Origin of the sequence: Paenibacillus sp. FSL R5-0908 (assembly GCF_038006245.1) — a bacterium.
Lineage (GTDB): Bacteria > Bacillota > Bacilli > Paenibacillales > Paenibacillaceae > Paenibacillus_AQ > Paenibacillus_AQ odorifer.
On sequence record NZ_JBBOUV010000001.1, the window covers coordinates 6,872,284 to 6,894,331 of the forward strand.

The window sequence follows — 22,048 nt, forward strand, 5'->3', positions numbered from 1 at the left end:
TGTTTTCACCTAATTCTCGGAGGATTGCTTAAAGTAAGGGGCGAGTTTCTCTGCTAGCTTAGATGCATCAACTTGATAGGTACCTGCGGAGACCTGCTGCTTTAGATTGTCGATCTTAAGTGCGCGTTCTGGATCATTCTTGCCAGTGTTTTGTGCTTGCAAGAGTTGAATCGCTTCATCAGAGATCGAAACCTCATCCTTGCGTGTGCTTTTCTTCATTTGTTCCTGCCTTTGCGCTTCCGCGCTGCGTTGATACGGATTAATCGCGTTAATTCGTCCGGTCTCGTTAATTTTCATAACTTCCACCTTCCTTCTAATATAAAAAAGCCGATAATCTTTACTAAGTTTATCGGCGTAGACTGAAACATTCTTTATAGCTGCAAACGTTTTTTTGCAGATTTTATAGGTCACGCAGCTTATCTATGGCACGATATGCACCATCAGATGTCTTTTTAGTAGTATCCTCAGCAGAATTTTCCTTGACAGCATTCGTGAGATCTTTCCTGAGCCGGCTACGACAGCTGTCACACATATGGCCATCCCGAATCAGTGTACCACACACTTCGCAAGGGTACATCATATTGGGTGCATTAGCTATAGAAATCCGGCCTTCTCGAATAAAGCGGGTAATCTCTTTAATAGAAATCCCCGTAGCATCGGAGAGCTCCTGAATGTTGGTTCCTTTGTTTTCCCGTAAATAATTCACGCAGATCTCATATTCATGCTCCAGCTCTTTGATACAGGCCTGGCACAACCCCATAAGATTCTTGACAAACAACCGGCCGCACCTTGGACAATTGTCTAGATTCATAACAAGCAGCCGCTCCTCTCCGTACATTCTGTGCAATGCATAATATTCTTATGCTCCTAGATTACATGATTGCAAGGAATTCGTCTATGGGACAGAAGAAACGCTACCATCCGCAACTAATCCTTAATGGAATGGATATAGCTGTTCACAATCATGCATTTTCGCTTTAGGAACGCGCCCAGGTTAGGCTATAGATTTCTGCAGCATAATCATAGTTTGAAACCATTTGTTTTAGAATTTCGGCGCAAGCACGAATCGTGCTTCCCGTTGTATAGATATCATCAACAATAATAATTCGAATAGGACGGCTTATAGGTGAGTTATCTTTCAGCCAATCCTTAAATGGTGTGGAGACTGCCGGATTCGCTCCAAAAGCATTCTTCATATCTGCCAGTCTCTCCGCACGTCCTTTAAAGCTCTGCTTACCCGTATGATGCGTACGAATTAGTAGCGGTAGCTGAGGAATCTTCCTATGACGAGATAGAACATCGGCCAATCTTTCCGCTTGATTGAAGCCCCGTTCTAGAAGCCTGGAATCACTGACAGGTACCGGAACTAATAAATCAGCTGACCAAAGGCTGTTTTTTATGTACCTTTTATGTTGAATAAGATGAAAAAACGATGCCTTCTGGGATGAAAGAGCCTCCTGCTGCTTTTCCTCCTTTAAGGTTAAATAAGCTCTATCCAGCATGAGTCCAAGCAAAGGGGCATATTGTTCATTCCCGCGATATTTATATTGACCGAGCCATTCTCTCATCTCGTTTGTGTAGGCTACCGCACTCCGGTTACATACAATGGGTGAGGGCTCAGCGCTGCGAGTGCAGTCTGGACAGCCTACATGGCGCCCACATATCAAGCAACGTGGAGCGCGTATCCAAGGAATGGATTCCGCACAATTCTTACAGATACCAGGCAGCTGTGAGGACTGTGGGCTGTACTTCCCGCAGGTTAGACATTGAGGCACGGAGGGGGTAAGGAGGAAAGACAAAGATTTTCGTAACCCTGTAAGCTTGGTATTCATATAGCCCCACCTTTACGGATATATCCTTGGCGATGAGCGATGGTATTCATAGTACGAATCTGAGCAATCGCTCCACGCTGGGATCGGCTCCACTGTGGGGAGGCAAATACAACATGCCCGTCAGGATCATCTTTAGAACGACCAGCACGGCCTGCCATCTGTACCAAAGAGGCTTCGTCAAAAAGACCACTGTCTGCATCCAAAATAAATACGTCACTGCGTGGCACGGTAACTCCCCGTTCCAGGATCGTAGTAGTTACTAACAAAGAGATGATATGGTTGCGAAAAGCAGTTACCTTCTCTGCCCGAAATGAATCCTTGGACGAGGTGCCTTCAATAACCACACCGGGAAAGCTCCGACGAAGCAGTACCAGCAAACCTTCGATATGAGCTATACGAGACACAAACAGAAAAATTTGTGCTTTTCTGTCCAGTGACTTTTGAAGATTCTGTATAAGCGATCTTGGAATACTTCCACGCTTCAGACAGGTTAGAACAGAAGGCATATTCAAATGCTGCGGGATAGGCAAGGGATGACCATGGAAGCGGACAGGCACTCTGGCATGTGGAAGCTTGCCTAACTGGACCAAACGCTGCATTTCTTGTGGTGGCGTAGCTGATAAATAAATGAAAGAGCCGTCCACTTTACAGGCTTGTTCAGCGGCATAGGCCAACATAGGATCATTGTGGTAAGGAAATCCGTAGATATCATTCTACACACGATAATGTGTTTTTCTTCTATATAATTGAGTAAATTACCGCAACCATGTAGGTGCGGCATCAACTAGTTTCCATTCTCCATTTATGTAAATGTAACAATATGAAATTCCTTCGTGGACCACGTAGAATACATCTGATTGTTTTGGTTTAGTCGGAAATGGGGTTCTCGGGGATTTTGTTGCGATGCTCATCCATTTATGTAGTTCCTCATAACTTGTTGCCCGTTCGAGAATTTTCTGAGGCGTACAGTCTGCCCAGCCTCCGAGATTGAGTATATATGAAGAAACATGTTCAGCCATCGGTATAGTTATGAGAGTTGGTTGTATAGGCATGTAATCACTCCTTACCACCATTATAAACAAAAAAAGCCCCTGCGCTAGGCAAGGGCTTTTAGTCGTTACTTAGTGTGACCGGGATTGTTCTTCACCAGTTCGAAGATTCCTGTAGATGATAGCCCGGCGAATGCACCTGCCCATAGGCGCGGTACTGTCTCAAGGTCAGTGAAGATATATCCAAGGTATCCAGCCAACAAACCGATCACAAGACCAATGATAGGAATTAGGTTCTTTGGTACGCTGACGGTAGTCTTAACCAACTGCAGGAACGCCAACACGATTGCAGCCAGCACCGAAGCAAACACCATTACTTGATTCAGCATGTCATTCATGGTTAAACAGCCTCCTTAGGGAATAGTAATACTCGTTTGGTGTTTACGACATCTGGATCGAAGAACACCCCTTTCAGAATGCCAAGGGATACGAGATCAACGGATTTTATATAACTAGTGTTGTTTATTATTTTTGTTTCTACCGAAGACTCACCGATATAAATTGATTTCTTCTGGAACATCCACGTTTTCACACCGAGTACAGTCAGAACCTCTTTGGCTGGCACCCAGCTGCTTCCGTTGATAAGCAGACCGCTGTACGGATCATTGCTGCCGATCACAATGCTAACCGGATTGACGCCGACCGGAAGTGGTGGGGCTGGCGGTGTTACTTCTATATATGTGCGACCAAAGTACTGACATAGACCGCGCGCGATCTCTTCAGCGCATTCTTCCCGGTATGCATCAGACATCAGAAGTTTGGCTTCATCGGGATTATCCATAAACCCACCCTCGATTAGTATCGCTGGCATCTTGGATTCACGCGTGATGTGTAAGTTGTCCGTCTTCAGTCCTCGATTGATCAACGGCGTTCCTTTGACAAGATACTCCTGTACGTCTTGTGCGAGCTTCTTACCTTCCTTGTATCCAGCGCGGTAGAATATTTCGATTCCCTTTACCTTGCTGTTCCACACGTTCCCAGCTGCATTGGCGTGGACAGATACAAAAGCATCAGCCGGGCGCCCGAACCCGTTAGAGATTTTGTTGTTGGCTAGGTCCGTACGGGTTTTAAGTGGAACATCTGCATCTCCAGCAGATACATGCAGCACATCGAAGTTATTACGCTTCAAGTGGACGTTAAGCTTATCTATAACTGCACGATTAAATTCGTTTTCCTTCATATAAGTACCGTCAGCAAACTGAGGTGTGCGTTTCCCTGCGGTTTCCATTCCATGTCCATCATCGGTTGCTATTAGTATCTTGTTCATGTTGAACAGCCTTTCCGGGGCTTCTGCCCCCTGTGATAAGTTCGATAATGTAGTTGAGCTCTTCCGATCCAGTCTCTTTAATTGTTTCGTACGACCATACAATTTCGTCGGCTGCCATTTTCGCCCACCTAACAATTCGATTTGGTTTGTTGCCCATCTTCGCCAGTCCTCATTTTCATCTGCAAGATATGGGAAGTGCGCGGTGAGAAATCTCTTGAACATCTTCATTCCTGACCGTTTCCCGAATAGGTAGAAAAGGTAAAACAAAAGAGCCTCCCACTTGAGAGACTCCATGTTTTTTAATAGGTAATAAGCAATTTCATACAGCGTCTCGAGTACACTCCACAATAGTTTCACCGCCGTATAAGAGTAGGTCCCGGACAGTAGGTCCACAAAAAAGCAGCACCAGATAAAGAGTTTCATCTGATACTGCTGATTGTTTTAATTCTGACTCGTCAAATTCGATCATTTGATTACACCACTTTCTTTAAGTGTGGCGTTTATATCAATGTAAATCTTATTGATTTGTTCTTGGATTGTTCTTAATTTATTTGTGCGCTGCTTATCTGATAATGATTTATCTGCGGTGACTGTCTTCTTTTCATCTCTCAAAGTCGATAATTGCTTGGATACAGAATCTTTGGCTGTGGAATTAAGCGCCTTTCTGAGATCATCACTGTACCACTTTGGCAATTCAACCCCGACTTCTTTAAAGTTAGCGTATGCTTGATTCAGTTTATCCTTAGCATTGTAGAAATCCTCAGTCAGAGTATTGCTGAATTCCGGATCAACTATGAAGTTTTTGAGTAATGTGTTACGTGCATTACCTTGTCCTAGGTCAGAGGTTAATGGTAGAACCAATCTAGCCAAGTCGCCTCCGTAACTCTTGATAATGTAATCCACCTTCTGCGGAGACATATCCATGTTTTTACCTAACCATTTCGCTACTGAGCTAGTACGTTCATCGTATTGATACTCTCTACTTCTGTCTTGCAACGCTTGAGATACAATCGGAGCCCCTGTAAATGATTGATTTGCCACAGTAGCTACAAAAGGAGCTGCGACAGTTGAGTTTACAACGCCAGCTATGCTACCCTCTGCACCTGTTCCCTTGGTTAATCCTTGCAAAGCACCAGTTACTAGAGGCGGTGTCCATGCGTTAGCTAAGGCGTCCATAGAACCTTTAAAGGATGTAGGATCGTTGTCTTTAAAGTGTCTAAGGGCTTGAATTGCCATCTCACCAAAGGAGTTATAGGCTGGTTCCATTGGAATACGTGTAAATGTGCCATCATCATTTTTGTTAACTATCAAAAATCTCATACGGTCACGCGCTGGAAGGTTTTGATAGTCTGGATCTTCACTGAACTTTGAATATTCATATAGTTTAGGTAGAACAGACAACGTCATAATAGCGGCAGCTGTACGAACTGGATGATCTTTCATCGTCTTCAGAACTTTATAAGTACCCTGCACAGCAGCATTGTTATAAGGAACGAAGGATTCAATGTCTCTGGTTAATAGCCCTCTGCGGCTGTAATTTACTGTCGCTTCTCTACCTGCATTCATGACCTTTGCGATGTTCTCAGGAGTGAATTCATTCCCAATTCTTTGACGCTCAATTTTTGATGCTGCTATACGTGGTGCATTCTCTGCGATATTTCCGATTCCTTCAAGCATTTTAAAAGGAGTTTTAGCAGCTGTTAGGGCCACTTTCCCGATACCTTTAGGAGATAATATAGGATCTCTGGTCATCTTAGAAATACTGGTGTTTAGTTGTCTGTCTCCCTTTAAAGCAGCTGTATACCCTCCGCCAGTTCTTCGGTATTCCTGCGCCCAATTACGTAGTCCTGGAATACTCAGTGAGTCACCAATACCACTTAGGATTGAGTAAATAGTATAAGCTGCTTGTTTAACAGGGTTATTAGCTTGAATAGCCGATGATGCTAAGTCCATTGTTGCACCTTTAACTGCAAACGCCGGAGCTAAGAGACCCGTTGCTCCGCGTTTGGTTGCGTTACTGAATGCGCTCAAGGTATCGATCAGCACATTTGAAGCTTGAGGTCCCATGCCTATTAGGGCTTTAACCACTTCAGGATCATGAACCTTCAGGTATACAGGTTCACCATCGACCATAGATCTAACAATGTTGTCACCGCTTTTTTGAGCTATGTTATTGTCTTTGTTAAACAGCATTTCAAAGTCCTTGTTCAATGATTCCAACAATCCCTCAATACCTTCACTCTCAATAACTTTGTTCATGTCCTTAATTGATGATTGTTTAACTGATGACGTTGTTGCAGCCACCGGATTAATCTCGATGATGCCAGCGAACTTATCCGGATCTGCTTCCACTGCTTTCACAATGGATTGCATAGTACGGTTTCTGAATGCTGCATTCACCCAAGCGCCTACTGATTCTATCGTTGTTTTCCGTGGGTCAATGATATTTCGGACAGATCCAGTAGGGCTAACAGGTTTAATTGGTGCGCTCTGTCCGCTGAACGAAGACTTTGTTGTCTTGGCAATAAAGCTCCTTCCGGGCTTCTCAGAGCTAAGGAATTGACGACGCATTGGTGAGTAATTAGGATTGGTTTCACGAAGATTTTTGTATAACTCCGGCGAAATCAATCCCTCGTTAACCCCTATCTCCCTCAGTACATTGTCGTTAAATTCATCCCATTCCTTCGCGATTGATTCAAAACCGGGGAATCTATCCTCTAACGTCTTCAGCCTTGCTTGTACAGCCTCCGGTGTAGTTGTGTTGGTGCTTTCCGCAAATACCTTTTCGCCTCTCGCTATACGCGTTTTAGCATGTCTGAGTGTTAGATAGTCAATGAAGTTCTTGTCTTGTCCACGCGCTACCTTTTTGAAGATATCCTTCAAACTTTTACCAACCACTTTACCTTGCAGATTCACGAATTTATCACTAGAAATAGTGTTTGCAATGTTGTTTGCACGTGTCGCATCCATTGCGGATTCGTACGTTGTGTCATTTACTTTTTTTAGTGGAGACAAACTATCTACTAGGTTTTGGTACGTTTCTCTTGCCTTTGCTAAGGCTGCCTGTTTAACTCCCTCTTTGTCATTCTTTATACCACTTCTCACAATCTGATCAGCTGTATTTACAGGACCCTGACCTTCAATTCTTCCACTGTTTGCACTAATCCCAAGGCTTTGTTCACCAAATAAATCAGTAAATAGGTCTTGCTTCTGTGGCTCTGCAACAGGTGCATTAGTTGCTGCAACTTCTGACGATAGCGTTGGTTCTTGATTCTTAACAATTAGATTATCTTCGTTCCAGTCTGGTCCTAACATGAAATCCATTTCTTCCTGAGTAATTGACTGATCATTCATGTACTTCTGGTAGATACTTTGTTCTCTTGTTAGTGCAGGGTTATCAACTGCTGCAGGGATGTTTACTGCTTCATTTGGTGAAACCTCTACAGGTTGACCAGAAGAACCACGTTTAAATAGTTTTCCTGATGCAGCACCACCTAGAATACCTAACCCAATACCCGCACCTGCATATTTTGCAACGTCACCAATTCGACCACCCAAAGACTGTTGTTGACCATTCGCAGCTTCTTGGAATTCGTTCGCCGCACCAAGCGCTGCGCCAACACTACCCACTCCAATACCACCACCTACAGCCCTTCCAATTACCGGGCTAGCAATACCTTTAGAAGCAACTCCACCAAGACCTATACCTAGATCTGTAAGCCCTCCTAATAATGTAGAAACACCAACGTTTTTAAGACGCTGATTGGTACTTTGCTTACTTCCACCAAAACGTTCTGCAATCTCTTGAGAAGTCTGTCTAGGAACTTCGAATGCCGCACCTGCCGCAGCGCCTTTTGCAAGTTGTTGGACTAATTTCGGTGCATTTTTAATAAGCGGCCCTACGATTTCCCCACCTAGTTTATATGCACCTTGACCACTCAATAAGGAACCAGCTACATCAGCGACAATTCCACCCTTAACATTTTTAGCGCGATCTATAGATTCTTGTTGTGCTTTTCTTGCTTCTTCTGGTCCTATTTTAGTAAACATTTGATCAACTAAACCAGTAAGATCAAATGTAGCAGCTGACTTTACGCGATCAGTAAATGCATTGAACCCTTGTGCGGCTTCTTCAAATGTCAGCCTGTCAGCGATTTGCGAAGCGTTAGCAGGACCTTTTCCTGTTTGCTGCAATAGAGAAGCTGCTGGAACTTTACCCTGCAACGTAGATCCAATGTCATTCGTGATATTAGGTGTGATTGGAGCCAGTGTTTTTCCTGCGAACAGATTAGGGGCCACTGTTGCCGCCGCCTTTTGGTTCGCTTGATCTTGTTTGAAGTCTAATGTTTTTTTTGTTTCTGTATTTGTGTTTACGGGCTTCATGACGCTGTTTAAGGTGTCATTCAGGATTTGGCTTGTCATTGCTTTTTTATCTGCTGCCGCCTGTGCCGCTTGCTGTTCTGCAAGAAGTCTATTTTGCTCAGCATACTTCTGTGGGTTCCGTAAGAAGTCGTACTTACTGCCCAAGTCCGTAGACTCAGGCGCCGTAACTACCGGAGCGGATGCCGCTCTGTATGCTTCGATATTGTCGGCGGTGCGCTGTGATGTTGGTTGTGCCGCTATTTTACGTAGTTCGTCATACTTTCCCATCGTTACACCGCCTTAATACCATTTATTTTTATCCCAAAATTCCAGTGCTTTTTGAGGCGTTCCGTATCTATCTTTAATGTATTTAAGACCTGCTTTGGCTTGTTCATAAGGATCTGACCAATTAACGCTATTTCCACCGTAGTTCTTACGTGTGCCATCAAGGAATTGGAATAATCCTGCTGCTGTTGACTTAGGATTCTTAGCGTTAGAATTAAAGCTTGACTCTCTAGCTACCAACTCCAAAACATCGTTAATCCAGTTAGCCGGATATCCGCCAGCAGTTATGGCAGAAGATACCGCGCTTTTAGCTGTAGCATAGTTCTGAGGATTCGCTTTGGCATCTTTTTCAGCTTTGTAGTAATTTGTATAAGCCCCACTAGCCTGGGGGCTATTTACTCCCCCAAGCTATACGCCTTTTGATAAGCTTTAACATCAGCATCAGTAATTTGGTATTGATTGAACAATTGATCTAACTGAGCATCTGTGTAGCTTCCTGCACCCATACTGATTGCTGCAATTACGTCATTCTTGTTTGTTATTTTTCCATCTTTGTACTTGGCTATTGGGTTAACGTATGATTTCGCATAATCCTGCGGGGTCATGGTTTTAGCTGCTGCTTGTTGCGCTTTTGCTTCTGCATCAATGATTGCTGTTTGTTGATCCCAAGCTGAATTATCACGGCTGAGTGATAGGCTAGCACTTGATGTGTCTGCATTCTGCTGACTAATCGCCAACTGCTGAGCGAATTGTTTAGCTGCAAGCGTCTCTGTACCTTTAGGTAGACCATACATAGTAGCTAATCCATCAGGGATAGATCCTGTTTGTTCTGCCACCGTCCAAAGATTGGTGAGCTGACGCTGTTGCTCGGCAGTTGTCTTGGATCCGTCTGGCATTGTTCCAGTGAGTTGCGCGTTTGTAATGCCTTGGTTGTATTCTTGTTCCTGTTTAGCTAATGATTGAGCCTGAGCAGATAAGTCCTGCGATTGTCCAGCAAGAGTACGGATACCTGGATTGTTCGAACTAGCTTGTGCTGCTGTCTTATCAGCCCCATAGAAGCTTGGATCAATACCAAGTGACTTAAGCTGTGAGCGCAACTTATCAGCCTCTGTACTGAGTACAGAACGTTCTCCAGCGGTGATACCCTTCGTCTCTGCTTGAGTTTTAAGCCCCAATAGGTTATTGATCGCTGTCTTGGCTTCAGGAGGTAGATAGTTACCTGTAAGCTGTGCTTCATTCTGCGGCGTGGTAACGTCTTGCTGATATTGCAGGCCGTATAAGTTCCCTTGATTAGCTATGTTGTCCTGATATCTTCCATAAGCTTGCTGTGCGTACTGCGGCAAAATGTTATTCGCTATATTTTCAGTGGTTTGATTCGCCAATTGGTTCGCTACCGTCTCAGAGTAAGAGGATTTACCTTGCCCCGTGGCTCTGAGCTGAGCGTTAGTATTCTTCTGATTCACTGCTAAGTTCTGCTGTGCCGCCTTAACAGCCGCCTGATAAGCTGGGTCTGAATCAGCATCATAGGTAAATGGTGTGTTCACAGCACTAGATATGTTGCCAAGGGTCTTCTCTGTGCGTGATGGCGTAGTTGTTGCTGCTACCATCTTCTGCGCGGCACTTGCAGCTGTAGTAGGTGTCATAGTCTTTGTTGGCACTAAGCTCGTAGCCTGTGACATCGCTTGAACAGGGTTAACGCGTGAGCTTGTGCTAGGCGCTGTCGTTGGATTAGCCTTATAGGACTGCTTAGCCTTGCGGATCGTATCGAGATTGAACATACTCTGTGCCATAGTAGACCTCCTTGAATGAGAGTGTATATAAAAAGGGTGCCCTGTTAGGAGCACCCTTGGATTAGTTTATAAGTCCGATCATACGGTCTAGCGATAATATGAATCCTTCGAACGTTACATCGTTCATTGCAGAAACCTTTTCACGTAGCTTTATATAGCCTTCGGTGTCCATCGGACCTAGTGAGTCCATGATACTACCCTGTGTCAAGCTATTCGGTACATTTTGCATCATTTCCCTCCTGTAGTAGAAGGGCAAGACCGTTTACTCTGTGATGTGGGGATGTTACAATGTGTATGTAAGGGCTTTGCCCTCTGTGAGTGAGTCACCTAATTCTCTTGGCGGGGAGTAGGTGATTTTTTTCTGATTTTGTCTAAGATTCCAAATACCTCATTATCTCCGTGAATATATTTTTCATATGTCTTGTTAATCCACTCAGTTACCTCGACTTTATCTTTTCTTCTTACTTCCTGTTTAATAGCTGCGGCAGTTTTACCGTATTTTCTTAATGATAATAGTTTGTAGTACTCATCCATAAATTCTCCAGCTTTTTGATTCTTTTCTTTTTTTACTAATTCATAACTCAACTTTATGAGTCCTCTAGCAGTCATGTTATAACCATCATCGCTTGGTATAAAATCCTCAATATTCGTATTCATTACTTTTTGATATCCTTCTTCAGCTTTACGTAATCTTCTCATAGTCACGCTCGGTCCATTCATTTGCGCATCGTATGATACCATTCTTACATTTCTATCGTAATCAGAGTCTCTCCCCATCTTTCCTAACTCTTCTAATGTCATTGAAATTCCTGCGGCAGCTTCTTCAATTGTCATTGGATCAGGGAATGTAGCTAATTGTTCACCACTAAATATAGCTACAGCATATAAAGATAAAGGGTTGTCCTCTTCTATAGGAAAAGAAAAGATATTTCCGCCCAATTGTTCTCTAAGTTCATGCGCTTTAGACTCGATAGATTTAACATTCATATTAATTATCCTCCTTTACGCTGATTTATCGCTTACGATAGAAATCGGTTTCCAAGAATCAATGTATGCAATGGCTTCATCATATAGGGCGGCTGGAGTATCATGGTAGGATGTTACACCAAATACTTGCCAGTAATCATGCCACAACCGGGAAATTGTTTTTCTGTATTCAGGATGTTTACTTGATCCCAATATCTTTGATACGTGAACTACTACCCTCCGACGAATGTTCAGAGCATTACGAGAATTTATTGGCATCCGGCTTTCGATCATGGATAATCTTTTTTTAGTATCTTGTATCTCATTATCGTGAATTTGCAACTTACCAAGAAGATTTTCACTTGCTTGAAGCAACGCCATAAAACGATCCGGTTCTTTATTTAACATTATTATCTCTCCCTTAAAATTTATTTGACTGCTTTTAATGAAGTTAGTTCATCCCACTCTGCTACTTGTCTTTTAATTATCTCTTCATACTTACTTAGGAATTTCATTACAATTTCATGAGCTTCACGATCACCTTGAATTATTTTGTAATTAAGAATCGCGCTGTCATGATTCATCGTCAGTGCTCTTAGTTGTTCAGAAAGATACTTTTGTAATTCTCTAGTGCTGCTATCTTTTTTATTTTGAGTAGTAAGCTTATCTTCATATTGTGCCCTCATATCATTTGCAGCTCGTTTTAACAAAACGACTTCATTGTTTAGTTTCTGGGCTAAAAACGCTTGTTTTAGCAATTCCTCATAGTCATCAGGCGTAACAACTTCTTTTTTAATTTCGGTAATAACTTGAGTAGGCTTGTCTTTCTCTTCTTTCCACATTCTTTCGAATTTCGCTTTTTCATTATTGGCATTACGAAGTTCAAACTCAGCGCTTTTAGCTCTTTGCTCTGCCAATTCCTTTTCTTTTTTAGCATCGTTTAGAGATTTCTTAACTTCTCGTAATTCTTTAACTGTCATTTCATCCACGCTTTTTGTCTCTCCAGTAGAAGGTATAACATGTACTTGTTTAATAAATTCTTCTCTGTCAACTGTTTCTGGAAGGGATAACATTTCGAAAAGTTTCCCAGTTGGCAAATCGCTCGACATCGCGCGATTTCCGAATTGTTCGTATGCCTGGATAAACTTTCTTGCCGTTTGTGGTACTAGGTCAATTGATTTAAGCCACGATTCCCATTCCCCATGTGCCAAGTCATTCTCTTTCACGTGTTGTAGTCGCTTCCCAATCTCAAACAACGACTGGCCAGCAACTTGTTTATAGCTGTTTATCTCTGCTGTTATTACATCCAAGCTTTTTGATAACTCATTCATCATTTCACTCCTTGTTTTGAATAATACAAATGTGTAAAATAGTGAAGATACAACATTATGTTTTATACTGCTTCTTCAATTTGTTCTTCAATTAGCTCATCAATAGTTTGTAGATGAAATATTCCCTTTAATGATTTAGCCATCTCAATATTTAGACGAGCTTTACCTGACTCTATCTTGTAATAGAATTGTTGAGATACGCCCAATTCCTCTGCGACTTCTTTTTGGGATAAGAAGTTTAGTTTTCGCAGTTTTTCTAATCTTGTTTTTGGTTGTGCCATGATTTACCACCACCTTATGAGGTTATGATACAACGTTTTGAAGTATAAAGCAACATATTGGAGTGATTATTTTGAGTTTATTTTCTGAACGTGTTCGCTATGCAAGAGAATTAAAGAATTTAAGTCAAAAAGAAGTTGCCGAAAAAGTCAGTATGTCGCAACAAGGATATTCGAATATTGAGACTGGAAGACGAGAACCAAGCCTATCTACACTGAGATTGCTTCGTCACATATTAGAAGAATCTCTAGACTTTTTTATTGGGTACAATATTGAGGATTCTCGTGGAGGTAATCTTTACGAACTCTATGCTGAAGCAAGAAGAATTCGAATTGAAGCAGAAGAAGATTTGGAATACAGCGAAAACATGTTAGAGAACCCAGAAGAAGATGTTGAAAAAAGAATGAAAATGATTCGTCGCTATAAAGATCATTTGAAAGAAGCTCAACAAAAGGAAGAAAAAGCATTTAATATGTTTTATGACCACATAATCAAGGTTCCTGGATACGATGATTATGAAGTTGATAAGGAATATTGGATTAAAATTTATGACACATATCAAGAAAACGATAATAAGATGAACCATGAATTTTGGGAAGAATTCCGTTCTCTCTAGAATAACAAAAAGGACTCTCCACACAGGAGGGTCCTTGTGATATTATGGAAACGGGAATAGACCGTTCCTTGTCGTTGGCGTTGTGTTTCTTTTTAGAGACACTGTCCTTGTACAGCAAAAAGACCCTGCTCTTATGAGTAAGGTCTTTTTGCAATAGAAAAGGAGACGGTAAGTTACCGCCCCCTTATATTGTTTACAGCCCCGACTCAGCCTTCAGCTTGTAACTTGGCTAGATTATCTTCGATGTCTTTCACTGATTTTTCATATTGAGATAATTGCAATTCATATCTACTTATAATATTTGCATAATCTGTTTTTTCTTTGTCAGTAGTAACATTACCAGCCTCAATTTTCTTTGCAGCAATGAAATCTTTTGTTTCTTGCACCTTATTATTTGCGTTAGTAAGGGCATTTTTAAGTCCTTCTATTTTTTCTAGCCTGTACTTCTCTTTTACCGCTGTTGTATCCAACTTTTCACCCTCCTTTAAAATCACTTTTTTTCCATCGTTTATTACTTCATACCCTGCAGCTTCACCAATTGATCTCACAGGAGCATAGTTTTTCCCCTCAACGACTACTGTGTTCAATGTTTGTCCATTAATTTCAACCGAATATTGTGCTTGAACTGTTTTTCCAATCAAGTTTTGAATATCATCCGCAAACGCCGTGGCAGAAAGAGTGAAAATAGCACCAGCAATAAACCCTGCTACTTGTTTTTTCATATTGTACTCCTTTGTGTACCAATTTTCTCCAATATACCACAGCATTTGCTAAATGTTAAAGACCGCCTGCCTCAAGTCTATCAAATATTTCGGATATATCTTGCTGAAGGGTTCTATCAGTATTATTGTTATAAAGCTTATCCCAACTAGCAAAGTTGACTTTTCCAGTAACGTTAATATCCAAATCTCCACCAGAAACGTTCAACACTAGTCCGCCAATACCTAATAGTTCCATAAAACCAGATACATCATTCAACCCACCTCGTTCGGTGCCGTTAAATATCCATTTCAGCGCAGGCGTTCCTGCATAGTTAGGATCAATAGCGACATAATGTTCTGCACTTGATTTAGCTGCAAATACATTACCTGTTGAACTCATCTCACAACGCGGAAACGAATCTTTTGATGTAGCGATATACGATCCAAATATCTGCACCGACTCTATTAGACCAGCTACGATGTGCCCTAGATTAGCACTGATAGCTGAAAGCTCGTCTACATCCATTCGGTCAGCTTTAATCGACTTGGCGCGGACGTTCCTGAAATCCACGTCTCCGTTCAAGGTAAAGTCCAGATCCTTCAGCATTGAAGCGAGTTGATTAGACAAATATTTGATATACTCTCGCAATTCCTTCACGTCATCCGTCAGTGGTGGTGCTTTGAGTTGAGACATTTTCCATATACCCATGATAACCCTCCTAAAATAGTGACAGTTGTCTGATTTGGCGTACTAATTCATGTATCTTCGCTGGTCCGGTGCCGGATATTTTAACTCTCACAGTGTTTTCAAGTACCACGCTGCGCACCGGGATGATAATTCGCTCAACCTTGGAACCTGTACCAGTAACGGTGTGCACAAGGTTGAAGTCATTTCCATCCTTTGTGGTGGATAGATAGATGTTAACGGTCGTACCTACCGGAATTTCAGCATACAGCCACAATTTAAGCCACCGCTGACGTTGTGACATTGTAGGGTTGGTAAATGGCTTGGTGGTGAATGACCAGCTTACAGGAGATCCTGCATCATTGGTGGAGGAATCCAGTTTAAGTACTCGTCCTAGGCTATCACCGATGTACATCACATCATCCAACACATAGAAGAATGTTGGGTCAATGTTTGCCCATCGGCTCCAGCAATTTACGCCAGACCGTGAATCGTACACCATAATTTCGTTTGTGTGAGTACGAAAGTACAGTCTGTCTGGGTCTGATCCGGCAGCAACATTAGTGTCCATTGCAGAAAGGTATTTACCTACGATTTGTGAGAATTCCGCACTTGGCAGGTTTCCTCCGGCGTAGTCGTATATTGTGCGTTCATCAATAATACGCATGATGCCTTCTTGTGTAGCCGAGGATTTATTGTTTATAACGCCAACACCATCTACTATGAGCTTCACCATGAAGTTCGAAGGAAGGTCACCATATAGCTCATGTATGCTGTTCTTCAAGCCAATGGTTAACCTGGATAGTGATCCGGAGAGGAAGTTAATATCCTCACCACGCGTTGATTCCATATCTTTCACAAAGCTGTCCTCATCTGTACCACCGAAATCTGTCCATGATTCCGGTTGATCTAGCGCACACGCGTGTAGTTCCTTTCCTACGGCTCCCCAGATACGGTTAGAGTAAGTAGTAATGTACTTAAGTCCTGCTGGAACTCCGCTAAGATCAACGACCGTTGAGCCATCGTAGCGCTTTGCTACTAGACCGTTTACACCGATTAGGTTGATATCATCTAGGTTGCCTTGGAACACTGTAAACGACCACTCAGCAGACGTATCCAGTCCTGTAAGTAGCGTTGTCCATGTGCTTCCATTCCACCGATGCCATCCCCCGTCATTGGCGATTACATGAAGCTCACTCTTCCATGCGCCCATACCTAATATTCTGCTGCCAAACGTACCTAAAACAGAAAACCCCGACCTCACAGAGAGGGCAGGGTAATCACTTGTGCTCATATTGGACATGTCAGTTAGTTGTGACTCGGCTATGCTGTAAGGATCGAAGGTGTTCAGTCCCTGCCACTGCCGGATGCTGATAGGTTCTTGTATTCCCGGCAATGGTTGTGCAATCTCTGGAATCGGTCGTGGTACAAATTTACCCATTGGCATTACCTCCAGCATATTGTTCCCCGGCCGTATTCCACACTTTTAGATATTGCGCTTCATATAGAGCGCCTTTATTCATATCGTCCATAGCATATGCAATATATGAAGCTAGACCAATGTAATATGAAAAGTGATACTCTTCTGGAGCCTCTGGAATCGCGCTCAGGTTGCTTGCAGTAAAGTTGGTTGTAGCAATCCTACTGTAACGTAATACGCCCTGCAAACCGCTACTATACGGTGCAGGACGCAATGTCAGAGTATGTGTACTATCATCGAATGTAAATGTGTTCTGTAACGGGTTTGCTGCGGTTGGTAATAGCTCTTTATACTTGATTAATCCCACTGTTAGGAGGTCGATATTCTTCAACCTCACTTCAGTTGATAGCGTGTATGTGGCCTGATCTACCACCGGAATGAGCGATATAACTCGTGGTATTTTGACTACGTTGAAGAAGTCTTGGTTGAGTGCGTTTAGCCACATCACCTTGTCGGCTGTAGGGACTTCGTTTGGTACTAACATGTCTGCTTCGGATATGATTTCATTGATTTGCATAGTGTCCTCCTTTCGTTAGGCGCTGAATATGGTCCTATACGTTAATAGCTCCCTCAAACTCAGATAATGTTTTCAAGTATTCATAAGCTTGTTTATCCCATCTTGGAGAGTTTTCGTCTTCAATCGGTTCAAAAATATAATTGAAGTAAGATATTGGAGGTTTACCATCTAAGCACAATTCTTTGTTCACGAATACTTCTAAACTTACCGATACCATATTTTTGTTACCATTAATACCCTGAACACGGATATATGCTTGCTCAATCACTAATCAAGATTCCAAAGTTATTGTTTTTTCCAGAGCCATATTAAACCTCCTACCAAGTTGCTATAGCAACTCGTTTCCATGTATTTGTGGCATGACATACGTACATGAAGTTTGCATCGGACGACCATTCACCAGGGTTCCCTGTTGCTGTCGCTGAAGCCGGAACAGCTACAAAGGTTGAAAGGTAATTACCCGAACTGTTGAATGGTGGAACCCCGAAATTCACTCTCAGTTTATGTGACACTTGATCTTCCCAAAGATGGATTCCACCAATGATATGATGACTTCCGTTATGAATTCCGGATGTTTTGAATGATTGCGGCGTACTGATTGCATCGGATTCAAAGGTTATCGTAGACCCTAATTTACTGTTTATTCTAGTTCCATCAGATAGCAGTTCAAATCCCATAACCGCACTTTCTGCGGAACCATTAATAGCCGTTTTTGCTATTACAACTCTATCTGTATTTCCTTTCGTAAGAAGCATAAGACTGAAATCGGTAAAGTCTGTTGAGGTACTTCGGTATAATCCGGGATTTACGCCTGAGTCTCTTTGGTCGTCATCGTCTGTGTCAATCGTTCTAACTTCAAATGTTTTTCCTGAATGTTCTGTGTTTACTGCTCTGAACGTTCTGGATAAGTTATCACACAAGAATTTTTCTGTATTATTAGCGCTTTTTGTGTACAAACTCCAATCTATCGCTCCATAAACAGAACCGCTTGCAATTACGTCACCCTTCAACCACAAGTGGGCGCTGGCATTGGATCCAGTTACTATTTTTGCAGCTACATTCGCATAACCAGGGGCCGGATTATTCTCATAAGAGATATTAGCAAAGTTCCATATCCCTCCGGAGTTGATGTAAAACAGGCACCCTCCATTTTCGATAAATACTAGAAAGTTGAATTCACAGTTATACACATAACCCTTTTCCAAAGACAGACCGTGCTGCAAGAAATCACGCCCGTATCCTTTGGATGATTCCATATTTCTAGCTGTAAATCCGCAATTGATAAACTTATTTCCGTGGAATGATGTTGTTGTCAAGCTTCCTTCAAACCTGAAATTATAATCACATGCAGCAGAATAACAATTATCAAATATATTTAATTCGGTGTATCTTCCACCTGTGTCTGTAAGCATAAACCCCGTTTTGCATCTTTCCGCATAACATCCAATAGTCTCAAAACCAATGGTGCTATCATACAAAAACGCTGTAAATGTGTAGTAATATGTTGTGTTGTATGGCTTAATGTAGATATTGATCAATTTATTTTTAAGTCCTAAATCAGCCACTACAGGGTCATATACGCGGATTAAAGGGATATTCGTTGATATTTTACCGATGAAGCACGTTTGGTTACTGTTCTCACCAAATATCTCAAAAGTATTTGCGGATGTGTATGAAATTAATAGTGTACTGCTGATTAAGTAGTTTCCTTTAGGAATATAAAGGTTTTTATTATGGGAAATAACGTAATCGAAAGCAGCTTGCATCGCTATAGTGTCATCTGTTGCTTCTACTGAAAATCCAGAATCCACATACCATTTTGCGGTCACAGAGTCATAGTAATTACAATTCCCCACTACTCCGAAACTTCTAACGTCAATTTGAATATCCGCCAACTGTTCATCAATAACCTCAAACTTCGCATTTGTAGCGATATCCCCATAATGCTCTAGCAAAGATGGGTTTATTTGACGCGCTCCAACTGCCCAGTCAGCTATCTTAGGCTGTGTTACAGCTTTGTCTGCGATGTTACCTGTCACATTCACGTGGGTATCAACTTTATGCTGCGCACCGCCCGGAGTCTCATAGCGTGGATCGTCCTGTGATGCTATAGGCGGTGTGGTGTTAGAACTCCATGGGTATTGATTTGTCATGTCATCACCATCTTCCCTTCACAACATATCGTTCATATCCGCTAGTTGCTGAATTATATTCCTTGTATAGTTGATTGTATCGTTCGTGAAACTCTCCATTGTTCGGGAGAATTTCCTTTAAAACGCCATAAACCAGCAACATATCGAAGTTAGGATCGAAGCCACTTCCACTGTTCAAATCACTCATGGTCAATGGTCCTAGTACAACTGTGTAAAATATCTTTATTCCGTAGAACGTATCATAAAGCGGTGGTGGATATATCCCAATCTGACCGGATACGAAGTAGTAGTACGGTCGATGCTCATGTTCATCAAACTGTCTGAGGGGAATTCTACGCCAGTCTCGTGCATCATCATTAAACGTTTGATTGGTGTAGATTGCATTGCGTATAGCCACCTCTGTGACGTTACCAGGAGGGCAAACGAGGTCAGTAAAGAATGTTCCTGCTGTTACATCAAACGCCTGATTAAGTACGTCTGATTGCTTCTGTGCAGGGCTTAGATTGCGAAGTAACCTATCTCTTGTCTGGGTTATCTTACGAAGTATTGAGACTACAGGCATCGTATTATCCGGTATTTTCTCAATGATTTCCTCAACGATCTCCTGAACTAACATGTTTCACCGCCTTTATTCCTTGTGGATGGGCGTTTATTTTCAGGTTCCTTCTGATTAACTAACTTCTGCAGGAGCTCATTCGCCTTACACTGCTGCTCATAGATGGCGTTCAAAGCATCAATTTCCAACCTAAACATGTCATTTCACCTCAATAAACAAAAAAAAGGGAGCAAAGCGCCCCCTACTTTTTGTCCTCCATCAGATTATTATTGCGAAGGGTTGTGACCATTAAGTTCCAAAGATTAACGCCTTCCTTTTCAGATGCGTTCATACTCTCGTTTGTCTTTTGTAACGTCACATATTTAATTTTCTTCGGCTGCGAAGATTGGGTTTCAAATCCTACCTTTTGCATCTTCTTCACTTCCTAATCGCTTGAATCGTCCATGCACCGGACGGAAGATCTATAGTTGCTCCAGTTGGGTTAAAAAAAGATATCTTAACGGTATTCGCAGCCGATACATTACCTTGCGCTATAACGCCTTGAAGGTCATATGGTGGAAATAGTTCTACCCTGTCACCCAAAGCCGCACCAGTAACTGTAATGGCCGCTGTGAGCGCTCCGGTCATTGTAGCCAAGCTTGCAGGATCTACAGCTACAGTTGTCCGTGCAATGTTTGACATGTACTGTACAGCTGGTTTCCCTGTTTGCTTAATGCCGATTGACGATACGTTCATGAATGTACTCCTTTCAAAAGGACGCTCGTATGAGCGCCCCTAGGTTAGTTTATACAGGAAAAGATCCAATGCCCCATGCCCAATCAGTTGTGCCAAATGAGCAACGTTTAACCACTTTATATTTAGCTACCTCAGTATCGAAATCAGTAATCGATCCAGTCTCAGCTAAACGGCGGTTAAACCATTTCATCGAACGTTTCATGCGGCTGTCATCAGCTAGAACCCATGCTTTAGTGTTAGTGAAGAATGGGTTAACGACTACTTTAATGCTGCCATCAGCGTAAACGTTAGCGTTGTGATCCGCATTGCCCGGTTCAAAGTTATCGTAACGTCCGTTAGGAAGTCCTGTGATTTGAAGTGCGATCCGGCGAAGCGAAGGAGCTACATACAGCGTGTTACCCTTTGCTGCCATCAAGTTTCCTTTATCATCTTTCCATTGTTGCATTGCTACATAAGCCTTATCGAACTCGTCAATGGATAACTCAGTTGTCATGAGATTAGACTGTGTATCCACGGAATTTGTAGGGCTATATGGATGAGCAGCAGAGAACAACGCTTGTCCATCTGGAAGTCTGGCATCATACGTACGACCACGGTAGTCGATGGCTGCTGTAGTAGCTATACCGTTGTTAAACCACTGTGCACCTTGCATTTGTTGTGTTTTGTACACAGCATCAGCCAGTGAAGTGATTCTGTCTCTAATCTGAGTCAATTTCAGATCATCCACAAAGTCGCGATCAATCTCACGTCCTAAGGAGAACTTAGTATGTTGGTAATATTTTTGCCAGAGTTGGTCAACATCCTCGTACTTAACTTGGTTATTAGAGTAACCCCATTCTTCCATCAGACCTTCGCCACCCATTGATTCAACAGATTCAACGGCTTTGTCAGACTTTTGAACATCATACATAGCTGGAACGAAGTCTGGTTTGTCCTTCATTTCACGCGTATATAGTTCACGAAATACTGGTTCGAGTACGTTTTTATCCCATTGAAGTGCTGTTTGCATTGTTTAGTCCCCCTATTAGCTGAATACGCGTGATTTAACTTTAACGCGTACCATTTTTGTATTTGTGTTGATTTCAGATACTGCGAAAGGACCACCTGTAATATCTGAAGCAAGGACAGACAATCCATCAGCAGCAACATCAGCACTTGTAACGCCTACAATGAATCCAACATCTGGCGTGCCTGTGTATGGAGCATCGAACCAATCTCCTTCACGTGCTAATACCACATCGAGGTACTGATCTGTACCAGCTGCGAGCTTTTGATTTGCGAATCCAGCGATGGCAGCACCATTTGTGGCTTTGGTCCATCTTCCGGCAGCCAATTTAACAGCTTCTCCTTGAGCGAAAGCCTCAGCATTAGTAGCCATAATCTTACTCATGTGGTGCGTAGGTGCACCGTAGTCATTGAACGCAAACTTGAATCCTTGTGGCAT

Annotated in this window: 26 protein-coding genes; 1 reads left to right on the forward strand and 25 read right to left on the reverse strand. The window is 42.3% G+C overall.

The genetic code is table 11. From position 1 onward, the window contains the following. Positions 1 to 9: 9 nt before the first annotated feature. The 14 genes from flgM to MKZ09_RS31325 form a co-directional block, all read right to left on the reverse strand. A complete protein-coding gene (flgM, locus tag MKZ09_RS31260; protein WP_036678454.1) occupies positions 10 to 297 on the reverse strand; it encodes a flagellar biosynthesis anti-sigma factor FlgM in 288 nt (95 codons plus the stop codon). 103 nt (positions 298 to 400) lie between these two features. Further along, a complete protein-coding gene (locus MKZ09_RS31265; protein WP_038574933.1) occupies positions 401 to 811 on the reverse strand; it encodes a TIGR03826 family flagellar region protein in 411 nt (136 codons plus the stop codon). Between the two features lie 166 nt (positions 812 to 977). Continuing rightward, complete coding sequence (locus tag MKZ09_RS31270) at positions 978 to 1,832, reverse strand: ComF family protein (RefSeq protein ID WP_256719219.1); 855 nt, start codon at positions 1,830 to 1,832, stop codon at positions 978 to 980. Continuing rightward, complete coding sequence (locus MKZ09_RS31275; protein ID WP_076205579.1) at positions 1,829 to 2,509, reverse strand: helicase-related protein; 681 nt, start codon at positions 2,507 to 2,509, stop codon at positions 1,829 to 1,831. Before MKZ09_RS31275 ends, MKZ09_RS31270 begins: the two co-directional genes overlap by 4 nt. 440 nt (positions 2,510 to 2,949) lie before the next feature. Beyond that, entirely contained in the window at positions 2,950 to 3,219 is a 270-nt protein-coding gene (locus MKZ09_RS31280) for a holin (protein WP_076205571.1), read from the reverse strand. 2 nt (positions 3,220 to 3,221) lie between these two features. Next, on the reverse strand, positions 3,222 to 4,376 hold the full coding sequence (locus MKZ09_RS31285) for an N-acetylmuramoyl-L-alanine amidase family protein (RefSeq protein ID WP_341041685.1): 1,155 nt from the start codon (positions 4,374 to 4,376) through the stop codon (positions 3,222 to 3,224). A gap of 237 nt (positions 4,377 to 4,613) precedes the next feature. Beyond that, positions 4,614 to 8,798 carry an LPD38 domain-containing protein gene (locus MKZ09_RS31290; protein ID WP_341041686.1) on the reverse strand — a complete coding sequence of 1,395 codons (4,185 nt, stop codon included), beginning with the start codon at positions 8,796 to 8,798 and terminating at the stop codon, positions 4,614 to 4,616. Between the two features lie 12 nt (positions 8,799 to 8,810). Beyond that, entirely contained in the window at positions 8,811 to 9,041 is a 231-nt protein-coding gene (locus MKZ09_RS31295; RefSeq protein WP_076275586.1) for a transglycosylase SLT domain-containing protein, read from the reverse strand. Positions 9,042 to 9,190: 149 nt separating this feature from the next. Continuing rightward, complete coding sequence (locus MKZ09_RS31300; RefSeq protein ID WP_341041687.1) at positions 9,191 to 10,585, reverse strand: hypothetical protein; 1,395 nt, start codon at positions 10,583 to 10,585, stop codon at positions 9,191 to 9,193. 61 nt (positions 10,586 to 10,646) lie between these two features. Next, positions 10,647 to 10,817 carry a hypothetical protein gene (locus MKZ09_RS31305; protein ID WP_341041688.1) on the reverse strand — a complete coding sequence of 57 codons (171 nt, stop codon included), beginning with the start codon at positions 10,815 to 10,817 and terminating at the stop codon, positions 10,647 to 10,649. Between the two features lie 95 nt (positions 10,818 to 10,912). Next, positions 10,913 to 11,572 (reverse strand): hypothetical protein, encoded by a 660-nt coding sequence (locus MKZ09_RS31310; protein ID WP_076218565.1) that lies wholly within the window; start codon positions 11,570 to 11,572, stop codon positions 10,913 to 10,915. Positions 11,573 to 11,587: 15 nt separating this feature from the next. Beyond that, entirely contained in the window at positions 11,588 to 11,959 is a 372-nt protein-coding gene (locus MKZ09_RS31315) for an ORF6C domain-containing protein (RefSeq protein ID WP_076218564.1), read from the reverse strand. A 20-nt stretch (positions 11,960 to 11,979) separates the two neighbouring features. After that, positions 11,980 to 12,885 carry a DUF3102 domain-containing protein gene (locus MKZ09_RS31320; RefSeq protein ID WP_341041691.1) on the reverse strand — a complete coding sequence of 302 codons (906 nt, stop codon included), beginning with the start codon at positions 12,883 to 12,885 and terminating at the stop codon, positions 11,980 to 11,982. Between the two features lie 59 nt (positions 12,886 to 12,944). Then, complete coding sequence (locus tag MKZ09_RS31325) at positions 12,945 to 13,163, reverse strand: helix-turn-helix transcriptional regulator (protein WP_076218562.1); 219 nt, start codon at positions 13,161 to 13,163, stop codon at positions 12,945 to 12,947. 71 nt (positions 13,164 to 13,234) lie between these two features. On the opposite strand from MKZ09_RS31325, the gene MKZ09_RS31330 reads away from it, so the two are divergent. Continuing rightward, positions 13,235 to 13,777: a helix-turn-helix domain-containing protein gene (locus MKZ09_RS31330; RefSeq protein ID WP_341041692.1), complete on the forward strand. Its 543-nt coding sequence runs from the start codon at positions 13,235 to 13,237 to the stop codon at positions 13,775 to 13,777. Positions 13,778 to 13,983: 206 nt separating this feature from the next. On the opposite strand, the gene MKZ09_RS31335 is transcribed toward MKZ09_RS31330, so the two are convergent. From MKZ09_RS31335 to MKZ09_RS31385, 11 genes are all read right to left on the reverse strand, one after another. Next, on the reverse strand, positions 13,984 to 14,499 hold the full coding sequence (locus tag MKZ09_RS31335; RefSeq protein WP_341041693.1) for a hypothetical protein: 516 nt from the start codon (positions 14,497 to 14,499) through the stop codon (positions 13,984 to 13,986). A 55-nt stretch (positions 14,500 to 14,554) separates the two neighbouring features. Next, positions 14,555 to 15,187 (reverse strand): hypothetical protein, encoded by a 633-nt coding sequence (locus tag MKZ09_RS31340; protein ID WP_341041694.1) that lies wholly within the window; start codon positions 15,185 to 15,187, stop codon positions 14,555 to 14,557. 10 nt (positions 15,188 to 15,197) lie between these two features. Beyond that, entirely contained in the window at positions 15,198 to 16,604 is a 1,407-nt protein-coding gene (locus MKZ09_RS31345; RefSeq protein ID WP_341041696.1) for a hypothetical protein, read from the reverse strand. After that, entirely contained in the window at positions 16,597 to 17,160 is a 564-nt protein-coding gene (locus tag MKZ09_RS31350; protein WP_341041697.1) for a phage adaptor protein, read from the reverse strand. Before MKZ09_RS31350 ends, MKZ09_RS31345 begins: the two co-directional genes overlap by 8 nt. Before the next feature lie 34 nt (positions 17,161 to 17,194). Continuing rightward, entirely contained in the window at positions 17,195 to 17,428 is a 234-nt protein-coding gene (locus MKZ09_RS31355; RefSeq protein ID WP_341041698.1) for a hypothetical protein, read from the reverse strand. A gap of 49 nt (positions 17,429 to 17,477) precedes the next feature. After that, positions 17,478 to 19,313 (reverse strand): hypothetical protein, encoded by a 1,836-nt coding sequence (locus tag MKZ09_RS31360; protein ID WP_076205509.1) that lies wholly within the window; start codon positions 19,311 to 19,313, stop codon positions 17,478 to 17,480. A gap of 4 nt (positions 19,314 to 19,317) precedes the next feature. Next, a complete protein-coding gene (locus MKZ09_RS31365; protein WP_076205506.1) occupies positions 19,318 to 19,929 on the reverse strand; it encodes a phage adaptor protein in 612 nt (203 codons plus the stop codon). Positions 19,930 to 20,110: 181 nt separating this feature from the next. Further along, entirely contained in the window at positions 20,111 to 20,281 is a 171-nt protein-coding gene (locus MKZ09_RS31370; RefSeq protein WP_178944299.1) for a hypothetical protein, read from the reverse strand. 5 nt (positions 20,282 to 20,286) lie between these two features. Then, entirely contained in the window at positions 20,287 to 20,604 is a 318-nt protein-coding gene (locus MKZ09_RS31375) for a hypothetical protein (protein ID WP_076205503.1), read from the reverse strand. Positions 20,605 to 20,653: 49 nt separating this feature from the next. Beyond that, the gene (locus MKZ09_RS31380; protein WP_076205498.1) at positions 20,654 to 21,613 is read right to left on the reverse strand and encodes a phage head protein; all 960 of its coding nucleotides are present in this window, start codon (positions 21,611 to 21,613) and stop codon (positions 20,654 to 20,656) included. Between the two features lie 15 nt (positions 21,614 to 21,628). Further along, a complete protein-coding gene (locus MKZ09_RS31385; protein WP_076205494.1) occupies positions 21,629 to 22,048 on the reverse strand; it encodes a hypothetical protein in 420 nt (139 codons plus the stop codon).

Excerpts from the sequence above, each read along its gene's own strand:
- MKZ09_RS31365 (WP_076205506.1), bottom strand. The coding sequence starts at position 19,929 with ATGTTAGTTCAGGAGATCGTTGAGGAAATCATTGAGAAAATACCGGAT.
- MKZ09_RS31380 (WP_076205498.1), bottom strand. The coding sequence starts at position 21,613 with ATGCAAACAGCACTTCAATGGGATAAAAACGTACTCGAACCAGTATTT.
- MKZ09_RS31285 (WP_341041685.1), bottom strand. The coding sequence starts at position 4,376 with ATGAAGATGTTCAAGAGATTTCTCACCGCGCACTTCCCATATCTTGCA.
- MKZ09_RS31325 (WP_076218562.1), bottom strand. The coding sequence starts at position 13,163 with ATGGCACAACCAAAAACAAGATTAGAAAAACTGCGAAAACTAAACTTC.
- MKZ09_RS31345 (WP_341041696.1), bottom strand. The coding sequence starts at position 16,604 with ATGGGTAAATTTGTACCACGACCGATTCCAGAGATTGCACAACCATTG.
- MKZ09_RS31320 (WP_341041691.1), bottom strand. The coding sequence starts at position 12,885 with ATGATGAATGAGTTATCAAAAAGCTTGGATGTAATAACAGCAGAGATA.
- MKZ09_RS31290 (WP_341041686.1), bottom strand. The coding sequence starts at position 8,798 with ATGGGAAAGTATGACGAACTACGTAAAATAGCGGCACAACCAACATCA.
- MKZ09_RS31300 (WP_341041687.1), bottom strand. The coding sequence starts at position 10,585 with ATGGCACAGAGTATGTTCAATCTCGATACGATCCGCAAGGCTAAGCAG.
- MKZ09_RS31270 (WP_256719219.1), bottom strand. The coding sequence starts at position 1,832 with ATGAATACCAAGCTTACAGGGTTACGAAAATCTTTGTCTTTCCTCCTT.
- MKZ09_RS31375 (WP_076205503.1), bottom strand. The coding sequence starts at position 20,604 with ATGAACGTATCGTCAATCGGCATTAAGCAAACAGGGAAACCAGCTGTA.
- MKZ09_RS31265 (WP_038574933.1), bottom strand. The coding sequence starts at position 811 with ATGAATCTAGACAATTGTCCAAGGTGCGGCCGGTTGTTTGTCAAGAAT.
- MKZ09_RS31350 (WP_341041697.1), bottom strand. The coding sequence starts at position 17,160 with ATGCAAATCAATGAAATCATATCCGAAGCAGACATGTTAGTACCAAAC.
- MKZ09_RS31385 (WP_076205494.1), bottom strand. The coding sequence starts at position 22,048 with ATGCCACAAGGATTCAAGTTTGCGTTCAATGACTACGGTGCACCTACG.
- MKZ09_RS31360 (WP_076205509.1), bottom strand. The coding sequence starts at position 19,313 with ATGACAAATCAATACCCATGGAGTTCTAACACCACACCGCCTATAGCA.
- flgM (WP_036678454.1), bottom strand. The coding sequence starts at position 297 with ATGAAAATTAACGAGACCGGACGAATTAACGCGATTAATCCGTATCAA.
- MKZ09_RS31370 (WP_178944299.1), bottom strand. The coding sequence starts at position 20,281 with ATGCAAAAGGTAGGATTTGAAACCCAATCTTCGCAGCCGAAGAAAATT.
- MKZ09_RS31305 (WP_341041688.1), bottom strand. The coding sequence starts at position 10,817 with ATGATGCAAAATGTACCGAATAGCTTGACACAGGGTAGTATCATGGAC.
- MKZ09_RS31280 (WP_076205571.1), bottom strand. The coding sequence starts at position 3,219 with ATGAATGACATGCTGAATCAAGTAATGGTGTTTGCTTCGGTGCTGGCT.
- MKZ09_RS31335 (WP_341041693.1), bottom strand. The coding sequence starts at position 14,499 with ATGAAAAAACAAGTAGCAGGGTTTATTGCTGGTGCTATTTTCACTCTT.
- MKZ09_RS31315 (WP_076218564.1), bottom strand. The coding sequence starts at position 11,959 with ATGTTAAATAAAGAACCGGATCGTTTTATGGCGTTGCTTCAAGCAAGT.
- MKZ09_RS31340 (WP_341041694.1), bottom strand. The coding sequence starts at position 15,187 with ATGGGTATATGGAAAATGTCTCAACTCAAAGCACCACCACTGACGGAT.
- MKZ09_RS31310 (WP_076218565.1), bottom strand. The coding sequence starts at position 11,572 with ATGAATGTTAAATCTATCGAGTCTAAAGCGCATGAACTTAGAGAACAA.
- MKZ09_RS31275 (WP_076205579.1), bottom strand. The coding sequence starts at position 2,509 with ATGTTGGCCTATGCCGCTGAACAAGCCTGTAAAGTGGACGGCTCTTTC.